The organism is Streptomyces sp. NPDC091387 (assembly GCF_044756945.1).
Classification (GTDB): domain Bacteria; phylum Actinomycetota; class Actinomycetes; order Streptomycetales; family Streptomycetaceae; genus Streptomyces.
Genome location: NZ_JBIVTZ010000015.1, coordinates 56,326 through 78,035 on the forward strand (window position 1 = coordinate 56,326; position 21,710 = coordinate 78,035).

Consider the following 21,710-nt stretch of genomic DNA (forward strand, 5'->3'; position numbering starts at 1 on the left):
GCCTGTGACGGAACGGAGACGCCACGAAGAATCGCCTGTAACTCGGTGCGAGATACAAATTGTTCTGACCGCACAGGCCGCACTTCTCACGGGGGAAGACCATGAAGCACACCCGCATCACCGCTCTCGCCACCATCAGCCTCGCCGCCACCCTCTCCCTCACCGCCTGCAGCGGTGACGGCTCCGGCAAGGACTCGGCAGCCTCTTCCTCGGCCGCGTCTTCGTCTTCTTCGTCCTCGGACGGTGGCTCGAAGTCGGGGGGCAACGCGAACTCCAGCAACTCGAACTCCGGCAGCTCGACCGCCAACAACGCGGAGCCGGACTCCGCCAACCAGGACACCCAGGCGGGCGCCGGCAACACGAACAGCGCCGCGAAGTCCAGCGACAAGGTCACGTTCTGCAAGACCGAGGACCTCGCCATCGACGCCACCAACGCCGCGCCCGACCAGACCTCCGGCCGGATCAACATCGCCATGATCAACCGAGGTTCGACGACCTGCTCGGCCACCGGCTTCGCCGGCGTCGACATCAAGGACGCCGACCACACCTCGAACCCCATCGAGCGCGGCCCGGCCCAGCCGCGCGTCACCATCCTGAAGCCCGGTGACGCCGCGATCTTCGACCTCGCCTACACCATCGACACCACCGGCAACAGCCTCGCCTCCCCGACGAACATCCTGGTCACTCCGCCGAACGAGACCCACACCATCAGCCTGGAGTGGCCCACCGCCGCCGGCCAGATCAAGGGCGCCTACACCGACGTCCAGGTCTACCCCACCCACACCACCAAGTAGCCACGACGGCCCCTGCCCCAGCGGCGGACTGCTTCACCACCCCCAGACACGGGTAACGCCAACCGTCCGGAGCCGGACCTCGCAGCCCTGGAGCCGCAGTGAATTGCTGCGGAGAACTGACCGCGATCGAGGGCAGGCCGATGCTGCGGCAGCGGCTTGCCGTGAGCACGTCGTCGGCGGCGGCCGCGCTCATGATGGGGGACGTCTGGTTGCAGGCCCGCTTGTTCGCAGCAGCCCCAGCACTCTTCTCGATCAGCACGCGTATCCAGCTCTGCATCCATCGTTCCCCGGCCTGCTCAACGCCATCGCACCTCGACGACGCTGACAAAAGGGGTGCCGAAGGGGTGTCCCCCATTCGCGGCCAACCAAAATTACAGCAGACGGCGCGATCGGCCCGCCATCCGGCAACAGCGTCATGGCCCGCAGCACCAGCCGATGCATAGGCAGTCGAGAGTGGGGCACACGGTGAGAGCACGACAAGAATCCAGTCACCGCCGACTGCGGGTGACGAGGATTCTGCCCGGGTTCTGGTAACGCCGGGCTGGAAGAGGTGCTGCGAGCCGGGCAAGGCCAAAGGCTCGCATGCACCCAAGAGGAATGAAGATCTGGAGCTGAAATGATTATTCTTGGCGCTATTCTGCTCATCGTCGGCATGCTGGCCGGTGTATCGCTGCTGACGACCGTCGGCGGTGTGCTGGTCGTGGTCGGCGCGGTTCTGTGGATCCTGGGCGCAAGCGGTCGCAAGGTCGGCAGCCGCAAGCACTATTTCTAGGAGCCGCGCCTTTAAGCGCCCTTCGCCGATATGGCTGCATTACTGACGCGGTTTCCCCGGCAGAGTTCGCGCAGCCGGGGAAACCCTCTTCTTTTGCGACCACGGGGACCAATAAGTTGTCTCACGTGGCAAATTTTTCGAGTTTCTTGTAGCAGGGCAGGGCGGCGGCCCTGGCCAGTCCTCGGCTCTGCCGGCCGTTGCGGACCACGTACCGGATCTTGAGACTACGAGCAGCCCATGGCAGGCTCATGTCGCATGATCGATGAATTCGCGAAGGACAACCTGCACGGGAGACTGCGGCGGGACCGCAAGGCGCTGCTCTGGAAACTCGACGGTTTGTCCGAGTACGACGCCCGCCGACCTTTGACAGCGACCGGGACCAACCTCCTCGGCCTGGTCAAACACATGGCCACCGTCGAGGCCGGGTACTTCGGCGAGGTCTTCGACCGCCCTTCCCCGGAACCGCTGTCCCGGTGGCAGGACTCCGACGGCAGCGATCAGTGGGCGGCCGAGGACGAGACCCGCGACCAGATCATCGGGTTCTATCGGCGCACGTGGGAACACTCGGACGCGACGATCAACGGGCTTCCCCTCGACGCTCCCGGCCACGTGCCATGGTGGCCGGAGCCTTACACCAACACGAACCTGTTCGCTGTCATGACCCATGTCCTCAGCGAGACCGTCCGGCATGCCGGGCACGCCGACATCCTGCGCGAGGGCCTCGACGGCCGGACCGGGCTGCGCGCCGAACACGAGCAGCAGATCGACGAGGATGCCCGTGCAGCCCACCGCGCGAAGATCGAGCTGGCCGCCCGGTCGGCCGCACCGATCAAGGCTTAGAGGATGCCTCACGTAGCGAGTTTCGCGAGCCGCTTGTAGCAGGGCAGGGCTGCGTCAGGCCGAGAAAGGCAAGGAAGTGGCTTCCCTCTTCCAGCGGTGCCGGCCGAGTCGCTCGCCGGACTCAATGCCGCGAAGTCGTACGCCTTATCCGCGCGAGTCTTCACCGCCCGTCTCCGGCTGGGCCCGCGCCGGGAGCGGACGGCGGGTATGTCGAGGATCAGAGGACGGCGGAAGCAGTCGCAAACGGAACCCGAGGCAAGACTGTCCTGACCGATGTCGGCCCGGTCGGGACATCCCTGCCCGCGCGACCGTGAGGGCTCCTTCGAGCCGAGAACCGTCACGAGGCGACAGAAGCGCTTGTCCGGCTCCGGGAAAGCGCGTGGGAGGAGTTCCCTCCGCCCCTCCGTCTCGACGCCGAGAACCGCCGCATCACCTGTCCAACGAACACGACAGCACGTGAGCAGCCCTCAACAACCCGAGTCACAGCGCTCGTTTGACAGACCCGTGCAGACCGCCAAGTTCACCCGTTTATCCTGGCCAAATGATGGATGCGGGGGACTTCCGGGTCGGCGATGTGCTGTCGGTTTCCTGCCCCTTCACAACGACCACGGTCGAGCGGGGTCTCACGTGGGATGAAGTGGCGGTGCGATGGCCATGGTGGGAAATCGACACCACCGGCGAGTTCGGGCACTGGAACGGAATCGTCGCCCTCGGTGCAGGCAGCGGCGGGCGCGTCTCGCCTGACGTAGCGGCCGAGCTGTTTCGCACCGACCCTCCGCCCGAACAGCTGAAGGCGGGGGACGTCTGCCGGGTCGGTGTGCCACCCACCCTGGTGCACGTGACGGCTGTCGATCACCACGATCCTCCGCTCGAGACGGTCTGGCTGCCGCATCCCGCCCAGACCGTGTCCGTTCTGCGCCGAGGTCTGTCCTCTCGCGATTTTCCGGACGGGAGCCATCTCTATGGATCGGGGTACACCATCCACCCTGGCGACGGGATCCCCTTCTCCTACGAACTGCTGATGCGTCCGTACGCGTCCCTGCGGGTGGGCGACGAGGTCGCCGACGCCGTCGGCCGGGCATGGCGGTTCGGCGGGCCCTGGAACTGGACCGCCTTCGATGGAGAGTCTGTCGGCGCGGGCCCGGAGTGGCCCCTTGTCCTACTCACCCGAGCAGGAACGCCATGCTCTGCCGAGGGCGCGAAGGCAGTGGCTACGAGCACAGCGAGCGGTTCGCATCAGGAGACAGTCCGAGAGTGGGTGTCACTCACTGCGGCCTCGCCCACACCCTGACCCGCGAGGGGCACCTCCGGCGTCTCTCCCGTGGCTGAGCACTTTTCGAGATGGATGACATGTGGTCGAACTGGTCGACACTCCAAACGGCCAAGCTCTCGTCCCCCACTGAGGCGAAGCACGCCGCCGCCCGCTCCCAGCCCGCCGGACCCGAGTCTGCCCAAGGGTGATCAAAAAGACCCAATCGGTGGCCCAGTGATACGAACCCGCGCATACGCGGGCGGTCGAGCCGGGTCGCTGAGTCCTCGAAGTCTCCTCCAGCACCGGGCACGGTCCGTATCCGGTCCGTGTGCGGAGCGGGCGCTCCGCACAGTGGGACTGGCCCTCCTCTGCCGGGCAGTCACGTTCCGGGCCGCGAGCTTTCCCCAGTACAGAGGGGGGGCTAGCCACACGGCCGACCGGCCCGTTGCCCGGATGGTCCGGCAGACCTCGAACAACGAGGCTGAATACATACGGATCCACCATGCAGGAAAAGGAACGCTCTGTGTTCAGCTTCAAGCCGCCGCGCCGCCGTACCGCTCGCACTGCCACCATCGGCGCTCTCGCCGCCGCGGCCTGCGCCACCGTCATGGCCGGCAGTGCCGGCGCCATCGTCAATGGATCGGACTCCGCCGAGAAGTACCCGTTCATGGCGACCATCCCGGAGTCGGCCCCCACGCTGGGCCTGAACGACGGGACGTGCGGCGCGTCTCTGATCGATCAGCAGTGGGTGCTGACGGCGGCACACTGTGTGAAGGGCGACGGCCTCGAACTGGACGGCATCGTGCGCGTCGGCAGCGACCACCGCAAGTCCGGTGGCACGGTGCGGAAGATAGACCGGACCTTCATCCACCCCGGTTATGTGAACGGCGACGGCAAGGTCGCCAACAAGAAGGACATCGCGCTGATACGTCTGGACCGTCCGGTCGCCCAGCAACCCATCAAGATCGCCGAGCAGGCCGGACGGCCCGGCACACCGACCCGGCTCCTGGGCTTCGGCACGACCGTCGACACCACGTTCAAGTTTCCCGACCGGCTGCAGGAGCTGAACACCCGCAGGGGCGCCGTGTCCGAGTGCGCGCCCGGCTACGCGGACCGGACCAGGCTGTGCACCGTCACCACCGTGCCCAAGGCCATGGCGTGCTTCGGGGACTCCGGCGGACCGCAGGTCCAGAAGGGCCGGGACGGTCGCTGGGAGCTGATCGGGGTGACCTCAGGACCTGGTGCCCCGAAGGTGCCGTGCTCGCAGGGCCCCGGCCTCTACACCAGCGCGCCCGCCTACGTGGGCTGGATCGACGAGACCATGAAGACCAACAGCGCCCAGCCACCTGCGGCCCGGGGCTCCAACCTCGCCGAGACCGGTACGAACGACACCACCGCGGCGATCACTGGTGTGGCTGCCGCGCTGATCGTCGCCGGTGGCGTTACCGCCGTCGTGGTACGCCGGCGCAAGGCCCGCCGGGCCGCCTGAACGAAACCGGCGCAGCCCAAGGGCGGCCTCGAGTGCGATCCGATCCTGCCCTCGGACACTGTCACCGGGTCGAGCAACGTGTCGCACCCGCACGTGTGAGACCACAGCGCAGGGCGCATCGGCGGGTCGTTCTCGCCGCCGTCTTCTTGGGTTGTGCGGGTGGAGAAGGCAATCCCGTAGCGGTCTGACGCCCTCTTGATCACGCCACCTCCCCCCTGAGCCCCGCCTGATCTCCGAGGCCAGCAGGATGAGTCCACCCTCCACCTGCGGCCCGGGGTGTTGCTGTTGATGGGCAGGGCACGGCCGAGCGCCACAACTGGCCCCTGAGCGTTCTGGTTGACCAGCGCGGAGGATGGCCTCGCAGGACAGGTGAGACGGGACACGACGGGTGGAACCTGGTCAGACATGCGGGAACTGCTGGCTAGAGACGTGTCGCAGTCCGGACAAGGTCGGCGACGGCTCTGGACCGGCTGTGCGACGGCCAGGCGATCACGGTGGTGACTGTCGGCGCGTCCAGCACGCGCACGGCCGCAAGGTCACCGTGCAGTTCGGCTCGGCACGACTCCGGTGAGACCGCGCAAGCACGGCCGAGCGCGACGAGCTGCAACAACTGCGCGTGGTCGCGGACCTCCGGGCCGGGGCCGGGCGGATAGGTGCCGTCGGAATCGGGCCAGCGTGGCAGGGGCAGGCCCGGCAGCCCGGCGATGTCGGCCATGTACACATGGGGCCGGGCGGTGAGCGGATGTCCGGACGGCAGGACCACGACCTGGCCCTCCGTGCCGAGCTCTTCCGCGTCGAACCCGGCCGTCGAGTCGAACGGCCGGTGCAGCAACGCCACGTCGGCCCGGCCCTCGCGCAGGAATCGTTCCTGCTCGGCCGGACCGCACAGGATGACGTCGACGGCGACCGCGCCGGGTTCGGCGGCATACGCGTCGAGCAGTTTCGCCAGCAGTTCTCTGGACGCGCTGGCCTTCGTGACCAGAACCAGACCGGGACGGCCGGTCGCAGAAAGGGCAGCGCGGCGGGTCCGGCGCTCGGCGGCGTCGACCGCGTCGAGGGCCGCCCGGCCCTCGACCAACAGCATCCCGCCGGCCTCCGTGAGCGTGACGGTGCGGCTGGTCCGGTCCAGTAGAGCTGCTCCGAGCCGACGTTCGAGCTGCTGGATCGCCCGTGACAGCGGCGGCTGCGCGATCCCGAGCCTCTGTGCGGCGCGCCCGAAGTGCAACTCTTCTGCGACAGCGACGAAATAGCGCAGTTCCCGGGTCTCCATCTCGCCACGGTAACCCGGATCAATACCCTGACGGTATCGCCTTCCACCCGATCGGTCTTGGACGCCCACCGGGCTCCGCGGGCAGCATGGTCCCCATGAGCGAACGAACGATTGCGCTGGTCACCGGCGCGAACAAGGGAATCGGTTACGAGATCGCCGCGGGCCTGGGCGCCCTCGGCTGGAGCGTCGGCGTCGGCGCCCGCGACGATGAGCGCCGCAGGGCCGCGGTGGAGAGACTGCGCGCGGCCGGCGTCGACGCGTTCGGCGTACCACTGGACGTGACCGACGATGCGAGCGCGACCGCCGCCGCACGGCTGATCGAGGAGCAGGCCGGGCGCCTCGACGTGCTCGTCAACAACGCCGGCATCACCGGCGGCATGCCGCAGGAGCCCACCCTGGTCGATCCCGCCGTCATCCGGACGGTCGTGGAGACCAACGTGATCGGCGTCATCCGCGTCACCAACGCGATGCTGCCACTGCTGCGCCGCTCGGCCTCACCACGGATCGTGAACATGTCCAGCAGTGTCGGCTCCCTCACCCGGCAGTCGGGAACCGGTGCTGAGCAGACGACGGGCCCGGTGGCCGTGGCATACGCGCCGTCGAAGACGTTCCTGAACGCCGTCACCCTCCAGTACGCCCGGGAGTTGACCGGCACGAACATCCTGATCAACGCCGGCTGTCCCGGCTACGTCGCGACCGACCTCAACGGCTTCCGCGGCGTGCGTACTCCCGAACAGGGCGCGGCGATCGCCATCAAACTCGCGACCCTGCCCGACGACGGCCCGACCGGCAAGTTCTTCGAGGACGCCGGCGTAGTGCCCTGGTGATGTGCACGGCAGTCACCAGCCGCCGGACGAGACGGCTTCGCCCGTGCGTCTCGAACAGGTCTGTCGACGCCGGTTCCACAGGAAGGGCAGTTCACCGCAGGTTCCAGGAAGCCTGGCCATGTGGTTCCGACCAGCGTGTCCCGCGAGCTCGAACCGCCAGGTCACCACACGCATACGGTTCCGGCTAACGCTGACTGTCGCGCTCCGGCACAGCAGGGAAGCGGGGAGGAGGGGTTCCCCGGGCGAGGCGGTGCCGGAGCCGGAGCCGGTCATTGGGCTCCAGCGAAATGACCGGTGATCGCGGATTCGCTCGTGCGCCGGAGCATCGGTGAGGGCCGACGCCCTCGGTCCCGCCGATCCCGGTCGCACCTGTCGGCCTGAGCCGTAGGGCCGAGAGATGCATCGAGGTGGGCGGCATCTCTATTCCTGGGCAAGGCATCCGGCGCCACCGCGACGCGTGGATCGGGCACGGGATCCCCGCTGGCGCACACGGCCTGATGCACGGTGAAAAAACTTCGACGATCTCGACGACGGTTGGGGCACCCTGGACGGGCACCGGCCCGTTCTGACCGCACTGGCTCCCCAGTGCTGGCGTGCTCCCGGCTGGGAAACCGAGACGCGTGCGATCGCCACCCGGCGCGACGGCGTTGCCGGACTGCGCGTCTCCCCAGCCTGGCGCTCAGTGCCCGATGGAGAGGAACCGTCCGTAGCGCGCGCAGGACAGCCCCCGCGCCCGCGGAGCCTGGCGGCGTCTACGGAGGCGCTCAGCGCAGCGCGGAGCGTGTTGTTCTGCTGGAGCGCCACGGTCCGCCGGCTGAATTCCTGCCTCTGTCGCGCGGCCTGTTCGCCGACGAGCCTGTGCTCCCGGGCCAGCCGCTCCCGTTCGCCCACCAGTTGCTTCCGTGCCCGCTCGCGCAGGGATTCGGTAGCGGACTCCACGGACTGGCGAGGGTCGGTGCGCTGGGCCCGGCGGCCGGTGTTGTCCTGCTCGATCGGCTGTCGCTCCGCCGCGTTGGGGGCACCAGGAACCCGTGCGTCACCACCCTGTGCAAAGACCTCGCTGACCAAGGAGCTCGGACACGATCGCGTCATGTGTTCCGTGGATGGACCACCGCGACGGCGAACGGGGTGATCATGACCGGTCCGCGCAGACCGTAGGAAGAGGTGCGCGTGCTGGTCTTGTTGTAGTGCGTGACAGCGTTGCGCAAGGTCGTCCGCACGACCACCTCGACCTCGTTGCGGCCGGCCTTGAGGTGGCCGGTGACGTCCCAGGGAATGTCGGAGACGATCTGCGTGCCCACCTGTTCGCCGTTGATGTGGATCTCGGCGGTGCCATCCACGGTGCCGAGGTCGAGGCGGACTCCCCGGCCGCGGCCGATCCAGGTGTCCGGGACGGTGAAGGCGCCGGTGTACGTGCCGATGCCGGACGCACCCGCCAGCTGGTCGCGGTCACGCCAGTCCCAGAGGGGGAAGGTGCCGGACAGGGTGGAGATGTCGATCTTCTTCGGCCCGCCGGGCGTATCGGCCTCGACGGACAGGCCCCACGCGTACGGTCCTTGGCGTGCGGTATCCATGCGGGCCGGCTGCGCCGTCACCGTCGTACGACGGCCATCGCTCAGGGTGAAAGTGCGGTTTCCGGCCTCCGCGGTGTGCAGTTCGATGCGGCCGTCGACCACGACCAGGTCATCGTGGACGGTGTCGGTGTCGGTGACGTGCACCGGGACCGGGCCGCGGGTGTCGAGTGCCAGCACCCGGGTCTCCTGGGCGCGCAGCCGGACGGGCACGAGGGTGCGCCCGTGCTCGAACGCGTACTGGGCGGATGCTTCGATACCGCCGTTCCACAGGTCCAGCACGGACACCGCACCCGTGCCCTCGATGGCGGGTGTGAACTCCACGACGTCGTTCGTCGGGTTGTACAGGTACACGTATCGCACGCCGTGGGAGTACCGGAGCTGCGTGAGGACGTGAGCGCCGCTCCACGACACGCGCGGAAGCGCCTTCGCCCTGTGCAGCGCCTGCAGGACTTCCGCCTGCGTGTCGACCCGGACCGCGTGACGGCTGCTCAGCGTTCGCGCGAGGGAGTCGGTCACTTGCTCGTCCGCGTCGCGACCCGCCCGGTAGGCCGTGTCGCGCTGCGGGAGTTCACCGACGAAGACGACGGTCACGCCTGCCTCGACGGCTCGCTCGACGGCTCGGGCCGCCTCGACGGGCAGGGCACGTTCGTCCACGACCAACGCCCGGTACTGCGGCCCGGACGGACACAGCACGCCCTTGCCCACGGCGCCCTTCTCCGCGAGTCCGACCGGATCGATGTACTGCACGGAGTACCCGTTGCGTTCGAGCGCGAACGTGTCGAACAGGGCGGCCGGCTGGGTGCCTTCGTCCGAGGACAGGCGTGCCGCGGTGGTCAGGAATCCGTCGCGGTAGACGGCCACGTCGCAGCGGGGAGACCCGGACTCCAGGATCAGGGCGCCTCGCGCCCAGTACTCGGTGGTCCGGGCGAGGGCCGGCCACTGCGGGTTGTGGGCGTCGTTGAAGCTGTCCAGGTTGTCCCCGAAGCGGTACTTGCCGGGCCAGGCGGCGCCGGCGCTCATGTACTGGAAGCCGTGCAGGAAGGGCTGGGTGATCCCGGCGGCCCACTCCTTGTCGATCATCGCCTTGTAGTCGCCGGGGCTGACCTGGTGGCACTGTTCCGGCTGGGCGCCCAACTCGGTCGACACCCGCACGGCCCCACCCTGATGGGCTCCCCCGACCACGGCACGCTGCCAGTCCAGGGCGTAGCGCCATCCGTAGGAGCGGATGTCCGTGGGGAACCGGTCTCCGGAGTTGTACGACTCCCCCTCCACCCTGCCGCCCGCGCGCGCCAGTTCACGGTTGCTGCGGATCGGCTCCAGGTCCTGCCCGTAGGCCGCCTGCGCCTTGTACGTCATCCCGTAGCCCCGCGCCCAGTCCTGGAAGGGTCTGAGGTGGTTCTCGATGTACAGGTCGGTCAGAAGACGGTAGTAGTCGGCGCGCACCTTGGACGCCTGCCCGTCGGACGACTGGAAGTCGGCACGCGGTGGCTCGGTGGGAACCCAGTAACGGCTCATGCCGTGCTGGAACACCAACGGCAGGAAGGGTACGAGGTCGTAGCCGCGCCGCTTCTCGAACTCCTCGGCGAACGCGGGCGCCCAGAACAGGGAGTCCGCGTTCAGTTCGAGGGAGTCCTCGAAGAAGTCGCCGCCGCAGCGCCTCAACGCGTCGGCGTTGTCCTTGCCGACCTGGTGCTCATCGAGGTACTCCGTGGCTCTGCGTGCGGCCTCGGCATCGAAGACGCTGGTCACGGCGCGCTCACCCTCGCGACGCCAGAACCCGAGGACGATCCAGTCGCCTGCATGCGGGGCCTGCCAGGTCAGCTTCCCGTCGACCACCTTGTCGGTCACATCCCGCAGCGAACCGGCTTTCAGAACGGTGGACTCGGCCGGAATCCTGATGGGCGTGCCGTACGGGGGGCGTTCGTTCGCGGGCAGCAACTCGGCTGCCGGGCCGCGCTCGACGACCAGCGCCACCGTGGCGGCGACCAGAGTGGCCTTCCGCTTCTTGTCCGGGTCGTCGAAGGGCCAGGGCACCTCGCCCGTGAAGCGGCCGCCTTTGGCATCCGCCCGCCCGTACTGGAGTTCCTGCTGCGCGTAGCCGGATCCGGAACCCGTGTTCGGTGTCTGGACGGGCCAGTTCGCACCCATGGTCATGCTGACCCGCATGCCGAGCGGGGCCGCCGCGTCGAGGACGGCCCGCAGGTTCTTGCGCTGGTCCTCGTTGCCCCAGGAGTCCGACGAGTACGCGATCTCGACTTCGCCGAAGCCTGCCTCGGCGATCGCGGTGAACTCCCGCACACTCTCCTCGACCGACAGAGGCGCCGCCCACCACCAGCGCACCGCGGGCCGGTAACGGGCCTCCGGGGACGCGAACGCCGCCCCGGGCACGGGCGCGGGCAGACGTGCGGCGTTGGCTGCCTCCACCTGTTCGGCCCGCGCGACCGACGCGGTCACGGCCCGCTCCGCCGCCCGGGCCTGGTCCGCACCGCGCGTTGCAATGGCGGCGGTGGTGGCGGTCGCGGCTCCGGCCACGAACAACGATCTACGGGACAGCATGGCCACGTGCCTCGGCTCCTTCACGTTCGACATCGAGGCATACCTCACCCGCGCGTCGACTGATACGTTTCATTGCCGCGCTGACGCTACCGACTCGTTTCACACAAGCCCATAGCCCTGCAGGCATTCAAAGTTCAGGGATTCCGGTTGAACGATTCAATAACGTCGGCGTGGGTGGCGGCCGGGTACGGCTCGACGCAGGGGACGCGGGCTCAGGTTCATCGGCGCCGCCGTCGCGGTCGGCGCCTTCCAGGGTGCCGACCGCGACGCCCAGGAACTCGCGGGTGGTGCGATAGCTGAGCATCAGTTTCGCCGTGCGAGCGACCCCGCAGGTTGACGCCCAGGCTGCCCGGGGTGACCTGGTTGCCATAGATCCTCAGCTGTGTGTCGAGCGACGAGGAAGATGTCGTCGCCGTCCCGGGGCGCCATGGCGCGCAGCGTCATCCAGTGCTCGGCAGAGGCCCGCGGCCTCGTTCACGACGATGTGCCGGCAGGGGTAGCGCATCCAGGCGCCCGTCCCGGACTGCGCATGCTGCCGGGGCCCGCCGGACTCCTCCTCCCGGCGACGGGGCTCCTCGATCTTGTGCCGCCGGGCCATCTGCGACTGAACTGCGCGTGAGGCGACTTGGTGATGTGCCGGCTTCTTCGCCCCGTACGAACTCCGGGACGCCGATGGCTTCGATCCGGTCGCCGTCACTCGCGTGCTTGGTCCGGCGCGCGTTCGTGACCGGCCATTCCTCAGAGAAAGGCACAGGTGAGAGGCGGTTATTGGCTCTCTGCTCCGAGTGCGGGCGCCCAGAGCGTCAAATGCGCGTCATGGCCAACAGTCCATCGGGATCCGCCGTCGCACGGTGCCCGGGTGGTCACTACAAAGGCCGGCAGGGGCAAGGCGCCTGCCGGGAGCGGCTACAGGTGTAGTCCCACATGATTCACGATGAACCGCTTCTCCTCGGAATCGAGGGCGAAGTAGATGCGTCCGACCTCGTTGGGCGAGACGGCGTCCCGGACCTTGCTCTGGGGCAGTCCGAGCTCCACGAGTCTGATCGCCCTTGTCCACGGCCTGATCCGCTACCTACCGCGCCTCAAGACACGCCTTCCACGGCCCGGCTGCGGGATCCGCTCCCCGTCTGCGGTCGGGGAGCCCTCGTCCTGAACGACTTCCCCCGTGATGACCTGGCCGGCAGGCTTGGCGAGTTCCAGGCCGGAGAGGTGCGTCTTGAGCCTTCTGGACATGGGGCGGAAGGTCGCGAAGGTGAGCCCGCCGGACATCACAGCCCCGACGAGGGGAATGGCCTTCGAAACGGACTTGGCAAAGGTCTGCTTCGTCATCTCGACGCCGAGGTAACCGGCGACCTTCTTCACGATGGGGTAGACGACACCCTGGGTCAGTGCCTTCTGAGGCAGCTTCTTGGCTACCTGCTCCGACATCATCCCCGCCACCTTCCCCACGGCGGCGTTCGCGGACTGGGTTCCGAACATCACTCCGAAGAAGAGCGTGAGCACTCCTTTGGTCGCGTCATCCAGGTCGTCGTTGTCGACAGAAAACAGATCGGGCCAGCTGTAGAGGTAGGCGAGCTTCTGCGCGATGCGCAGCATGTGGGCGACGTATTGGGCCACATCGGCCGGTACCGTGGCGGGCAGGGCGATGAGTCCAGGAATCCCAGCAGCTGCGGAGACCGCGCTCACCTTGGCGGTTTCGTAGCGAATGGACTCGTTGGCCACCCTGTCCAGAACAGCGAGAGGGATACCCGCCGCTGCGGGGGTCTCTTCTGTCGCTCTGCGCAGTTCATCCTCCGAGCAATGACGGGCCAGCGCCGTCCGGAGGTACGCCTCCCTGTCGATCCGCACGCCCGGAAGCCTTGCGGCGCCGACCAGAAGAGCGGAGAAGCGCGACTCCGCGTTCTCGCTCACTTTGCCCGTGACCATGCCAGGAACGTACAGCAGACGGGTGACCCGCATCCCTCGGATCGGTCATTCCGATCCCGGATCGGGATTGCAGGGCGACGCGCTCCTGGCCGAGGACCCGGTCGCCTGATCTGGTCAGCCATTAGTAGCTGTTGTCGTTCCCATCTTGAGGGGGGCTGTCGAACGGGAGTCTCGTTCGGGTGATCGCGGTCGGCCGTGGGCATGAAGGCAGGGCCTCTTGGTAGCTCGGGGCTGCGAAGCCGACCGGGATCCAGGAGACCCTGCTGGAGCAGTTGTGCGTGTGCGCGCCGGTGGAGTTCAACTCGGCTGCTCCGGCGTGTGATTGTGTCGCTCACCGGTTCGGCGATGCGGCCGATCACCCGGAACGTGTTCGGCGGTATCCCTCGGACGTGACGGACGCGGAGTGGGCCGTGGTCCGGCCACTGCTGCCGGTGCCGGGCTGGCTGCGGGGCCGGGGCGGGCAGCCGGAGGCGTACCGCCACCGGGCGATACTGGACGCGGTCCGCTACCTCGTCGACAACGGCAAGTGGCGGGCGATGCCGCCCGACTTCCCGCCGTGGGACCAGGTCTACGCGTTCTTCCGCCGCTGGCGCGACCACGTGCTGGTCCGGGAGTTCCACGACCGGCTGCGCGGCCGGGTCCGCGAGAAGGCGGGGCAGGATGCGGAGCCGACGGCCGGTGTGATCGACTCGCAGTCGATCAAAGCGGACGCCGTCGTCGGCGCCGACAGCCGCGGCTTCGACGGCGGCAAGCTGATCAACGGCCGCAAGCGGCACGTCGTGATCGACACCCTCGGCCTGCTACTGGGCGTCGTGGTCACGAGCGCGGACATCGGAGACCGCGCCGCCGCGAAGGCGCTGCTCGCCCAGGCGTCCGAAGCCCACTACCGCCTGAAACTCGCCTGGGCCGACGGCGGTTACACCGGCAGCCTCGTCGAGCACTGCCTGCCGCGTTCGGCCTGGTCCTGGCGATCGTCAAGCGCAGCGACGACACGCGCGGTTTCGTGGTGCTGCCCAAGCGGTGGATCGTCGAGCGGCTCTTCGCCCACCTGATGCGAAGCCGCCGCCTGGCGCTCGACGTCGAACGCCGCACCACCAGCGCCGAGGCAATGGTCTACTGGTCGATGACCATGATCATGACCCGCCGCCTGGCCCGCACCCGCCCCGCGCGAGCGTGAAGCGGCCCGGCGACGACTCGGTCAGCCAGCCCCGCGCGACCAGGCGTTTCGCCTTCGACCGCAACGCCTCCGCCTTGGCCGGCACCACGTCCATACTGAACGCGGAGGCCATCTCCTCGCAGGTCAGCGGGCCCTGACCGAGACGGACCCGGTCCTCGAGGGCGGCCAGGATGCGCTGGTGGACGAGCTCGCCTGGGTGGCTGCGCACCGAGCGCCTGCGTTGAGCGCGCTGCTGTCGCAGGCATCGCCACCCGGAAACCGGTTCACCCCAAGTGATCCTTTTTAGTACGGAGTTGGCCGGCCCTATCGGGCGACGAGGCCACCTGGGACGATCGCTTCTACACCAGCAGAGCGCTGCCGGATCCACACTCGCCGTTGACCACGCCCTGCCCCACCGGCGTGGGCACCTGCACCGCCAGGAGACCTGGTGGTGGAGGGGAACCCGACGTCCCCGGTGGGCATGCCGGTGGCGCAGGTCGCCTCAGCAGCCAGGCGACGGGTTCACCCGGGAAGGCAGTGAGGGTGGTAGCGGTCGAGGCGCCCAGCCGGGTCACGTGGCCGTCTCCGATTCTGAGGCCGGGCAGTTCGCGCTTCCCAGGTCAGGTAGTGGGATGTCTGCTACAGGATCTCAAGCACCGCGCGGCAAAAGCCGGGAGCGGGAGCAAGAGCTTCTCGATGCAGATGCTGTCGGCGAACGGAGGCGTCGTGCAGGCGAGCGCGGCGGCTGCCGAACTGTTCCAGACCGGCCTGTCCGACCTCGTCGGCCGCCACGCGCACATCATCCTTGCACCGGCGCCCGAACCTCGGCCAGCTGCACCGGAGATGGAACGGCCTGATGGCCCGCCGTGTGAGACGGGTGGAGACGTCCGCCGCGCTCGTCGACGTCCAGGGGCGGCAGCGCCGCGCACAGCTCCACCTGAGGCGCGGCCGTCGGGCCCGCGGCCGGCGCCGGGATCGTACGAATCCGCGCGGGCGAGCGGTGTGCCGCCACCCTCCGCGGATGCCTTTGCTGCGGCTCCGATGCCGCGAAAGGTGCTCACAGAGGATCGAGGGGTGCGCAAAGATGATTCAAAGCACCCTTGACCCAACAACTTTGAGCAAATAGCGTCTGGGCGTTCCGGTTTTAGGGCAGCGTCCCCCACGGAACGGACCGTGTCGCTTCCCACGGCTTCTCCCACGCGGTGAGGCTGCGGCCCCCCACCCCAGGAAGGCTCCGCGTGCGCAGACGTTCCCTCCTCACAGCGGCTGCCGCCACGACGCTCGCGGCGGCCCCGCTCGCGTCCGGCTGCAGTTCCTCCTCGTCGCCCTCGCCCTCCTCTGGCGGCGGCTCCCGGCGTGGCCATCTCACCTACGGCGTCTGGGACGTCTACCAGGTGCCGGCCATGAACCGGGCGGCGCGGGAGTTCGAGCGCACGCGGCCGGGCGTCACCGTCGATGTGCAGCTCACCCCCAACGGGACGTACTGGACCAAACTGCGCACGGCGTGCACCGGCGGCGCCGCACCGGACGTCTTCTGGATGAACGGGCCCAACTTCGGCCTCTACGCCGATGCCGGGCAGCTCCTCCCGCTGGAGACCGAGGGGTCCGACGCCGTGCTGCGCCCCGCCGACTTTCCGGCCGACCTGGTTTCCCTCTACCGCTGGAAGGGCACTCAGTACGGCGCCCCCAAGGACTTCGACACGGTCGCGTTGTGGTTCAACAAGGAGATCTTCGACCGGGCCAAGGCCGACTACCCGGACGCCTCCTGGACCTGGCAGGACCTGATCGCCACCGCCCAGCGGCTCACCGACCGCAAGCGCGGGATCTACGGCGTCGGGGCCCCGGTCCGCGCACAGGAGAACTACTACAACTCGATACCCCAGGCCGGCGGCTGGGTCATCTCCCAGGACAAGGAGCACTCCGGCTACTCCGACGACCGCACGCGGGAGGGGCTGCAGCTGTGGATCGACCTGATCCACCGCTACCGCGCCGCCCCGTCCCTGCAGCAGATGACCGACACGGACCCCACCCAGATGTTCCAGTCAGGAACGCTGGCCATGACCTACGAGGCGTCCTACAACGCGGCGACGTTCTACGCCGACCCCGAGCTGCGGGCCAAGGTGGACGTCGCGCCGATGCCCAAGGGCCGCCGCCGTGCCACCGTCCTGCACGGCCTGGCCAACGTCGTCTACGCCCGGACCCGGCAGCCCGAGCTGGCCCGGGAGTTCGTCCGGTTCCTCGGCGGGGAGCGGGCCTCACTGCTCCAGGGCAAGTACGGCACCGCCATCCCGGCCCGCAACGGCACCGCGAAGCCGTGGGCGGCCGGAATGCCGCGCTTCGACCTCCAGGTGCACCTGGACGCGCTCGACTACGCGGTGCCCTTCCCCGGCTCCGCCAACAGTGCCGCCTGGCAGCACAAGGAACAGATGTGGCTCGCCAAGGCGTGGAGCGGCGACGCGACCCTCAAGGGCGCCACCGGCTCCCTGACCGATGCGATGAACCAGCTGCTCGCCCAGGAGAGGAAGGGCCGGTCCTGATGAGCCTTGATGTACGTACGCGGTCCGTCGTATCGGCGCAGCGCTCCGGGCCGGACGTCCTGGACCAGCGGGAGCTGCGCCGGCGCGAGCGCCGCTTCAGGAACCGGGACAAGTGGTGGGGCTACGCCCTGATCGCCCCGGCCGGCCTCGGCCTCGCGGTCTTCTACCTGTGGCCGGTGGTGCAGACGCTCTACTACAGCTTCACCGAGTGGGGCGCCTTCGGCGGGACCACCTGGATCGGCCTGTCCAACTACCGCACGCTGGTGGGCGACCCGGAGTTCTGGCACTCGCTGGGCAACACGGGCATCTACACCGGGCTGGTACTGCTCGGCATCCCGCTGTCGATGGCGCTCGCCGTGCTGCTCAACATCAAGGGCCTGCGCGGCACCGGCGTGTACCGCACGCTCTACTTCCTGCCAGTGGTCACGATGCCCGCCGCCGTCGCGGTGGTCTGGCGCTGGCTCTACAACGGCGACGTCGGCATCCTCAACCACGCACTGTCCTCGATCGGCATCGACGGCACCTACTGGGTGTCCGACCCGCACACCATCCGCTTCGCCGTAGCGGTCGTCGGCGTGTGGATGACCGTCGGCTACAACATGATCCTGCTGCTCGCCGGCCTCCAGAGCATCCCCGGCGACTACTACGAGGCGGCGGCACTCGACGGCGCGGGACGGGTGCGGCAGTTCTTCTCGGTCACCCTGCCGCTGCTGAGCCCCACCCTGTTCTTCACCACCGTGCTCTCGATCATCCAGTCCCTGCAGGTCTTCGACCTCGTGTACCTGATCATCGGCGCCAACACGACGAACTCGCTCCAGAACCCCGCCTACGGCGAGGGCCAGACCGTCGTGATGCTCTTCTTCCAGAAGGCGTTCTTCGACAACCAGCGCGGCTACGGCGCGGCCATCGTCTGCGTGCTGTTCGTCCTGATCATGGCGCTGACCACCGTCCAGTTCCGGTTGCAGAAGAGGTGGGTCCACTATGCGTGAGGCGACTGTGCGTGACGCTGCGCCTAAGCCGACGCGGCGGGCGAGCCGCGAAGGCAGGATGTGGCCCGCCCACGTCCTGCTCACCCTCGGCGCGGTCATCACCGTGTTCCCCCTGGTGTGGGAGCTGCTCACCTCCTTCAAGAGCTTCGGTGAGTCCGTGCAGGTGCCACCGACGATCCTGCCCGCGCACTGGGACTGGTCGAACTACAGCAAGGTCTTCGACGGCATCCCCTTCGGGCGGCAGTTCATCAACACCGTCGTGATGGCGCTGCTGCGCACCGCCGCCCAGCTGCTGCTCTGCTCGATGGCGGCCTACGCCTTCGCCCGGATCCGCTTCCCCGGGCGCGGGGCGATCTTCCTGGCCTTCCTCGCCGTGCTGATGGTGCCCGGACAGCTCTTCCTGCTCCCGCAGTACCAGATCATGCAGAACCTCGGCTGGCTGGACTCCATGCAGGCCCTCGTGGTGCCCGGCATGTTCTCCGCCTTCGGCACCTTCCTGCTGCGCCAGTTCTTCATGGGGCTGCCGGAGGAGCTGGAGGAGGCGGCCCGCCTGGACGGTGCCAATCCGTTCACCGTCTTCTGGCGCGTCGCCCTGCCGCTGGCACGGCCCGGGCTGCTGGCGCTGGGCATCCTCACGTTCCTGTGGTCCTGGAACGACCTGATGTGGCCGCTGATCGTGAACACCGACCCGGCCAAGATGCCGTTGTCGGCCGGCCTGGCCTCGCTCCAGGGCGCCCACCTGACCGAGTACCCGGTACTGATGGCCGGCTCCCTCCTGGCGACTCTCCCGGTGATCGTCGTGTTCGTCGCGATGCAGCGCCAGTTCATCCAGGGCATCGCCTTCTCCGGCATGAAGGGCTGAGCACGCCTGACCGACACGTCCATCCGTACCGAGGGTCGGCCGGAGAACTCCCGCTGTGCGGCAACGGGCGGCGCAGCGGGAGGGACCACGGGGCCGGTCAGCGGTTCACCGGCCGGGTGTCGGTGTCGAGCCCCAGCTGCCGAGCAGCGGCATCGACTCCTCGGAGGCCGAGCCGGGCGCGGCATGGAAGGTGACCAGCGACATGTCCTGGTCGGCCCGCGGGGAGCGGGGGTTTGCTCGTCCGATGGCCGTCCTGAGGCGCTCGATGTTCACCGCGATGACCGCCAGGACGTGCTGGATGTGGGCCTTCGCGAAGAAGTCCGCCGCGGAGGTGGAGAACGAGAAGCTGCGGCAGCAGGTGGCACGGCCGGAGAAGGATCTGGCCCGGAACAAGGCCGCACTCGAGGTGACGGGAAAGCCTCCCGCCCTCTTGGAAATGATCTCCGAGAGCGCGGACTGAAGCCTGCCGCTGTCCCTGTCGTGGACGAGGCGTTCACCGGCGTCGAAACTCAGCTGGGCATCACGGCCGCGTGCCGGCTGACCGGCCGCTCCAGAGCCGCCCACTACCGCAGCCTCAAGCCCCCGACGGTCCGTGCACCCCGCTCCTGCATGCAGGTGCAGCCCTCGGCTCTGACGGACCAAGAGCGCGCTGCGGTCCTGAAGTTGATGAACAGCGACGAGTACGCCGAGCTGGCGCCCGCGCAGATCTGGGCCCGGGAGCCGGACGCCGGCCGCTATCACTGCTCGGTCTCGACGATGTACCGGATCCTGCGCGAGCAGGGCCAGTCCGGTGAACGCCGGCGGCAGGCCACCCATCCCGCCAGGGCGGTGCCCGCACTGGTCGCGACCGGGCCCTCGCAGGTGTTCACCGGGGACATCGCCAAGGCGGCCGGACCGGCCAAGGGCACCTGGTATCACGCCTACGTGATCATCGACATCTTCAGCCGCTATGTCGTCGGCCACACCGTCGAGCGGGCCGGATCAGCTGTGCGGGCAGAGGAACTGATCCGCGAGACCATCATCCACAACGACATCGTGCCCCAGACCGTGCATGCGGACCGCGGCACCTCGACGACGTCGAAGAAGGTCTCCCAACCACTGATCGATCCGGGCGTGGCGTGGTCGCACTCGGGGCCGCGGGTCTCCAACGACACCCCTTACAGCGAGGCCCAGTTCAAGACCGCGAAGTACGTGTCGGACCATCCCGAACGGTTCGATTCGCCGGTCCACGCCCGCGAATGGTCCGACGCGTTGATCGCGTACTACAACCAGGAGCACCGGCACTCGGGCATTGGCTGGCACACGCCCGCCTCCGTCCACTTCGGGACCGCCGGGGAAGTCCGCGACCAGCGCGCCGTCACCCTCGCCCAGGCATACACCCGCCACCCCGAACGCTTCAGCCGCCGCCCCAGACCACCCGCACTACCCCAGACGGCCTGGATCGACGACCTGGCCAAACGCAGAGTCTCCGCACCACCAACCTCATAGCGTCACGACCGTCTCACTGGACTTGAGACTCACCGCCCTTGCCACCACGGGTTGCGCCACGTCCAGGACCAGCTCACCACCTGGCCCACTGCCCGGTGCGCCAGCGCCCCCACCTGGACAGTGGTCGTAGCCGGCCCGGCTCCCGCCTCGGATACCGTGTTCCTCTACGGGGTGCCATAACGGATGTGGCGCCCCCCACCGGAGGTAGTCAGCGTATGAGTTCAAAGCGCAGCAAGAATCCAGCCCTGCCCCTACTTGACGACGCATTCCGACTCGCGTCGGTCAAGGACGCCGAAGAGTCCACCCGTGACTTGGCCGCGCGGCTGGCCACCACCGAGCTGCGCCGCGCTTCCCACCCGGGCCGGATCACCTGGGAGCCCACCGAACAGGCCGAGCCCGTGCCGGTCCCGCCGAGTGTGGTCGACGGTGACGGGGACCTGTGGCTGCGGGACCGGGGCACTGGCACCTGGACCATGCCCGAGTTCAACCCGAAGGAGTTCCCGGCCCGCTGTGGCGAGGTTCTGACGTGGAACCAGCTTGCCTGCGAGTTCGGCCCGCTTACCGCACTGGCCGACGACCGCCGCATCGGCGGCGGCCGGCGCTGACCGCGCGGCCTTCTGGGATGACCGCGCCCCTGAAGCGCCCGTCACGGGTGGCTGGAAGCTCCAGCTCGCCGCCGAGCTCGACGATGGCGGCGAGCAGGTGAGCGTGGTGGTCGGTCACGATGTCTCCATATGGCAGCCGGATACGTCGTCGCTGTCCGTGGGGTCGGGGTGGAAGAAGCGGATGTAGCGGAGTCCGGTCTCCGGAGTGATGTTGAACACCGCGCATAGGTGCTACGGGTCAGCGCCGGTGACGGCGGCCTCTTCGAGGATTCGGTCCTCGCGAAGTTGCTGGGCGGTGACCGACGGCCGACCGGGACCCATCCGCCTCACTCTCGCTGACGAGCGTGTGAAGCCAGCGCGAGGACGGGAGTACTTCCCGATTTCCGCCACCCCTTTGATCCTCTCCATCGCTGAGCAGCCGCTCGGCGAGATCGGCCGCTGAGCAAAGCGAAGTTCAGGGCTCGGTCTCCGCGCCTCGGCCAGGGCGCCAGAGACTGCAGGGCCCCGCCAGGGGGTTCCGGCGCGGCGCTCGCACCTCACACGCGTCTCACTCGCCTGGACCACCCTGGCCCCCACAAGACGCGATCTACAACCTGCGCCATGTGGGACCGGCACCCCTGTCAGCACCGAAGGGCAAGACCCGGATCAAGGACGGCCCCACACGGGTTTCTGCCTAGCATTTCCCTCCGTCTCTGCAGCTCAGAAGCGGTGGAAGCCTTGCATCGCCAGCAGACGAAGTACCTACCGCCACTCTGCGCGGGTGACCGAGTGGG

The 21,710-nt window shown here is 68.4% G+C and carries 20 protein-coding genes and 2 pseudogenes; 14 read left to right on the top strand and 8 right to left on the bottom strand.

Annotated features, from left to right (window positions below; all coding sequences use genetic code 11):
- Nucleotides 1–101 precede the first annotated feature (101 nt).
- The 6 genes and pseudogenes from ACIQM0_RS28600 (at nucleotide 102) to ACIQM0_RS28625 (ending at nucleotide 5,147) form a co-directional block, all read left to right on the top strand.
- Nucleotides 102–794, top strand: a complete 693-nt coding sequence (locus ACIQM0_RS28600) for a DUF4232 domain-containing protein (protein ID WP_401291991.1) — start codon at nucleotides 102–104, stop codon at nucleotides 792–794.
- 616 nt (nucleotides 795–1,410) lie between these two features.
- A complete protein-coding gene (locus ACIQM0_RS28605) occupies nucleotides 1,411–1,566 on the top strand; it encodes a hypothetical protein (protein ID WP_363030670.1) in 156 nt (51 codons plus the stop codon).
- A 255-nt stretch (nucleotides 1,567–1,821) separates the two neighbouring features.
- Nucleotides 1,822–2,406, top strand: a complete 585-nt coding sequence (locus tag ACIQM0_RS28610) for a DinB family protein (RefSeq protein WP_401291993.1) — start codon at nucleotides 1,822–1,824, stop codon at nucleotides 2,404–2,406.
- 242 nt (nucleotides 2,407–2,648) lie between these two features.
- Nucleotides 2,649–2,772: pseudogene (locus ACIQM0_RS28615) on the top strand (transposase); the annotation flags it as partial.
- A gap of 175 nt (nucleotides 2,773–2,947) precedes the next feature.
- Entirely contained in the window at nucleotides 2,948–3,697 is a 750-nt protein-coding gene (locus ACIQM0_RS28620; RefSeq protein ID WP_401291996.1) for a hypothetical protein, read from the top strand.
- 484 nt (nucleotides 3,698–4,181) lie between these two features.
- Nucleotides 4,182–5,147, top strand: a complete 966-nt coding sequence (locus tag ACIQM0_RS28625; RefSeq protein WP_401291998.1) for a S1 family peptidase — start codon at nucleotides 4,182–4,184, stop codon at nucleotides 5,145–5,147.
- 421 nt (nucleotides 5,148–5,568) lie between these two features.
- Here the strand turns inward: ACIQM0_RS28625 and ACIQM0_RS28630 are convergent, their stop codons facing one another.
- Entirely contained in the window at nucleotides 5,569–6,417 is an 849-nt protein-coding gene (locus tag ACIQM0_RS28630; RefSeq protein WP_401292001.1) for a LysR family transcriptional regulator, read from the bottom strand.
- Nucleotides 6,418–6,512: 95 nt separating this feature from the next.
- Between ACIQM0_RS28630 and ACIQM0_RS28635 the strand changes: the two genes are divergently transcribed.
- On the top strand, nucleotides 6,513–7,244 hold the full coding sequence (locus ACIQM0_RS28635) for an SDR family oxidoreductase (RefSeq protein ID WP_363030665.1): 732 nt from the start codon (nucleotides 6,513–6,515) through the stop codon (nucleotides 7,242–7,244).
- Nucleotides 7,245–8,332: 1,088 nt separating this feature from the next.
- Here the strand turns inward: ACIQM0_RS28635 and ACIQM0_RS28640 are convergent.
- The 4 genes from ACIQM0_RS28640 to ACIQM0_RS28655 all read right to left on the bottom strand — a co-directional run bounded on the left by ACIQM0_RS28640 (nucleotide 8,333) and on the right by ACIQM0_RS28655 (nucleotide 13,300).
- On the bottom strand, nucleotides 8,333–11,407 hold the full coding sequence (locus tag ACIQM0_RS28640; protein ID WP_401292004.1) for a glycosyl hydrolase: 3,075 nt from the start codon (nucleotides 11,405–11,407) through the stop codon (nucleotides 8,333–8,335).
- 94 nt (nucleotides 11,408–11,501) lie between these two features.
- A complete protein-coding gene (locus ACIQM0_RS28645) occupies nucleotides 11,502–11,678 on the bottom strand; it encodes a hypothetical protein (RefSeq protein WP_401292006.1) in 177 nt (58 codons plus the stop codon).
- Nucleotides 11,679–12,280: 602 nt separating this feature from the next.
- On the bottom strand, nucleotides 12,281–12,409 hold the full coding sequence (locus ACIQM0_RS28650; protein WP_401292009.1) for a hypothetical protein: 129 nt from the start codon (nucleotides 12,407–12,409) through the stop codon (nucleotides 12,281–12,283).
- A gap of 33 nt (nucleotides 12,410–12,442) precedes the next feature.
- Nucleotides 12,443–13,300 (bottom strand): hypothetical protein, encoded by an 858-nt coding sequence (locus ACIQM0_RS28655; RefSeq protein WP_401292012.1) that lies wholly within the window; start codon nucleotides 13,298–13,300, stop codon nucleotides 12,443–12,445.
- Nucleotides 13,301–13,689: 389 nt separating this feature from the next.
- On the opposite strand from ACIQM0_RS28655, the gene ACIQM0_RS28660 reads away from it, so the two are divergent.
- Nucleotides 13,690–14,352 carry an IS5 family transposase gene (locus ACIQM0_RS28660; RefSeq protein ID WP_401292015.1) on the top strand — a complete coding sequence of 221 codons (663 nt, stop codon included), beginning with the start codon at nucleotides 13,690–13,692 and terminating at the stop codon, nucleotides 14,350–14,352.
- Nucleotides 14,352–14,477, top strand: a complete 126-nt coding sequence (locus ACIQM0_RS28665) for a hypothetical protein (RefSeq protein WP_401292306.1) — start codon at nucleotides 14,352–14,354, stop codon at nucleotides 14,475–14,477. The genes ACIQM0_RS28660 and ACIQM0_RS28665 overlap by 1 nt, the downstream gene beginning before the upstream one ends.
- On the opposite strand, the pseudogene ACIQM0_RS28670 reads toward ACIQM0_RS28665, so the two are convergent.
- Together ACIQM0_RS28670 and ACIQM0_RS28675 are read right to left on the bottom strand one after the other, a co-directional pair.
- A pseudogene (locus ACIQM0_RS28670) lies at nucleotides 14,434–14,658 on the bottom strand (hypothetical protein); the annotation flags it as partial. The gene ACIQM0_RS28665 and the pseudogene ACIQM0_RS28670 overlap by 44 nt on opposite strands.
- Before the next feature lie 437 nt (nucleotides 14,659–15,095).
- Nucleotides 15,096–15,248, bottom strand: a complete 153-nt coding sequence (locus tag ACIQM0_RS28675; RefSeq protein WP_401292018.1) for a hypothetical protein — start codon at nucleotides 15,246–15,248, stop codon at nucleotides 15,096–15,098.
- Nucleotides 15,249–15,694: 446 nt separating this feature from the next.
- Between ACIQM0_RS28675 and ACIQM0_RS28680 the strand changes: the two genes are divergently transcribed.
- The 3 genes from ACIQM0_RS28680 to ACIQM0_RS28690 are packed head-to-tail and all read left to right on the top strand — an operon-like array spanning nucleotide 15,695 to nucleotide 18,844.
- The gene (locus tag ACIQM0_RS28680) at nucleotides 15,695–16,993 is read left to right on the top strand and encodes an ABC transporter substrate-binding protein (RefSeq protein ID WP_401292020.1); all 1,299 of its coding nucleotides are present in this window, start codon (nucleotides 15,695–15,697) and stop codon (nucleotides 16,991–16,993) included.
- A complete protein-coding gene (locus ACIQM0_RS28685; RefSeq protein WP_401292023.1) occupies nucleotides 16,993–17,982 on the top strand; it encodes a carbohydrate ABC transporter permease in 990 nt (329 codons plus the stop codon). The genes ACIQM0_RS28680 and ACIQM0_RS28685 overlap by 1 nt, the downstream gene beginning before the upstream one ends.
- Before the next feature lie 58 nt (nucleotides 17,983–18,040).
- The gene (locus tag ACIQM0_RS28690; protein ID WP_401292026.1) at nucleotides 18,041–18,844 is read left to right on the top strand and encodes a carbohydrate ABC transporter permease; all 804 of its coding nucleotides are present in this window, start codon (nucleotides 18,041–18,043) and stop codon (nucleotides 18,842–18,844) included.
- Between the two features lie 105 nt (nucleotides 18,845–18,949).
- Here the strand turns inward: ACIQM0_RS28690 and ACIQM0_RS28695 are convergent, their stop codons facing one another.
- On the bottom strand, nucleotides 18,950–19,237 hold the full coding sequence (locus ACIQM0_RS28695; protein ID WP_401292029.1) for a hypothetical protein: 288 nt from the start codon (nucleotides 19,235–19,237) through the stop codon (nucleotides 18,950–18,952).
- A gap of 87 nt (nucleotides 19,238–19,324) precedes the next feature.
- On the opposite strand from ACIQM0_RS28695, the gene ACIQM0_RS28700 reads away from it, so the two are divergent.
- Together ACIQM0_RS28700 and ACIQM0_RS28705 are read left to right on the top strand one after the other, a co-directional pair.
- Nucleotides 19,325–20,332 (top strand): transposase, encoded by a 1,008-nt coding sequence (locus ACIQM0_RS28700; RefSeq protein WP_401292031.1) that lies wholly within the window; start codon nucleotides 19,325–19,327, stop codon nucleotides 20,330–20,332.
- 215 nt (nucleotides 20,333–20,547) lie between these two features.
- Nucleotides 20,548–20,937: a hypothetical protein gene (locus ACIQM0_RS28705; RefSeq protein ID WP_401292034.1), complete on the top strand. Its 390-nt coding sequence runs from the start codon at nucleotides 20,548–20,550 to the stop codon at nucleotides 20,935–20,937.
- Nucleotides 20,938–21,710 lie beyond the last annotated feature (773 nt).

Bases quoted from the DNA above. Each gene is read 5' to 3' on its own strand.
- ACIQM0_RS28600 (WP_401291991.1), top strand. From the start codon at position 102: ATGAAGCACACCCGCATCACCGCTCTCGCCACCATCAGCCTCGCCGCC.
- ACIQM0_RS28605 (WP_363030670.1), top strand. From the start codon at position 1,411: ATGATTATTCTTGGCGCTATTCTGCTCATCGTCGGCATGCTGGCCGGT.
- ACIQM0_RS28610 (WP_401291993.1), top strand. From the start codon at position 1,822: ATGATCGATGAATTCGCGAAGGACAACCTGCACGGGAGACTGCGGCGG.
- ACIQM0_RS28620 (WP_401291996.1), top strand. From the start codon at position 2,948: ATGATGGATGCGGGGGACTTCCGGGTCGGCGATGTGCTGTCGGTTTCC.
- ACIQM0_RS28630 (WP_401292001.1), bottom strand. From the start codon at position 6,417: ATGGAGACCCGGGAACTGCGCTATTTCGTCGCTGTCGCAGAAGAGTTG.
- ACIQM0_RS28635 (WP_363030665.1), top strand. From the start codon at position 6,513: ATGAGCGAACGAACGATTGCGCTGGTCACCGGCGCGAACAAGGGAATC.
- ACIQM0_RS28640 (WP_401292004.1), bottom strand. From the start codon at position 11,407: ATGTCGAACGTGAAGGAGCCGAGGCACGTGGCCATGCTGTCCCGTAGA.
- ACIQM0_RS28645 (WP_401292006.1), bottom strand. From the start codon at position 11,678: ATGCTCAGCTATCGCACCACCCGCGAGTTCCTGGGCGTCGCGGTCGGC.
- ACIQM0_RS28655 (WP_401292012.1), bottom strand. From the start codon at position 13,300: ATGGTCACGGGCAAAGTGAGCGAGAACGCGGAGTCGCGCTTCTCCGCT.
- ACIQM0_RS28665 (WP_401292306.1), top strand. From the start codon at position 14,352: ATGCGAAGCCGCCGCCTGGCGCTCGACGTCGAACGCCGCACCACCAGC.
- ACIQM0_RS28685 (WP_401292023.1), top strand. From the start codon at position 16,993: ATGAGCCTTGATGTACGTACGCGGTCCGTCGTATCGGCGCAGCGCTCC.
- ACIQM0_RS28690 (WP_401292026.1), top strand. From the start codon at position 18,041: ATGTGGCCCGCCCACGTCCTGCTCACCCTCGGCGCGGTCATCACCGTG.
- ACIQM0_RS28705 (WP_401292034.1), top strand. From the start codon at position 20,548: ATGAGTTCAAAGCGCAGCAAGAATCCAGCCCTGCCCCTACTTGACGAC.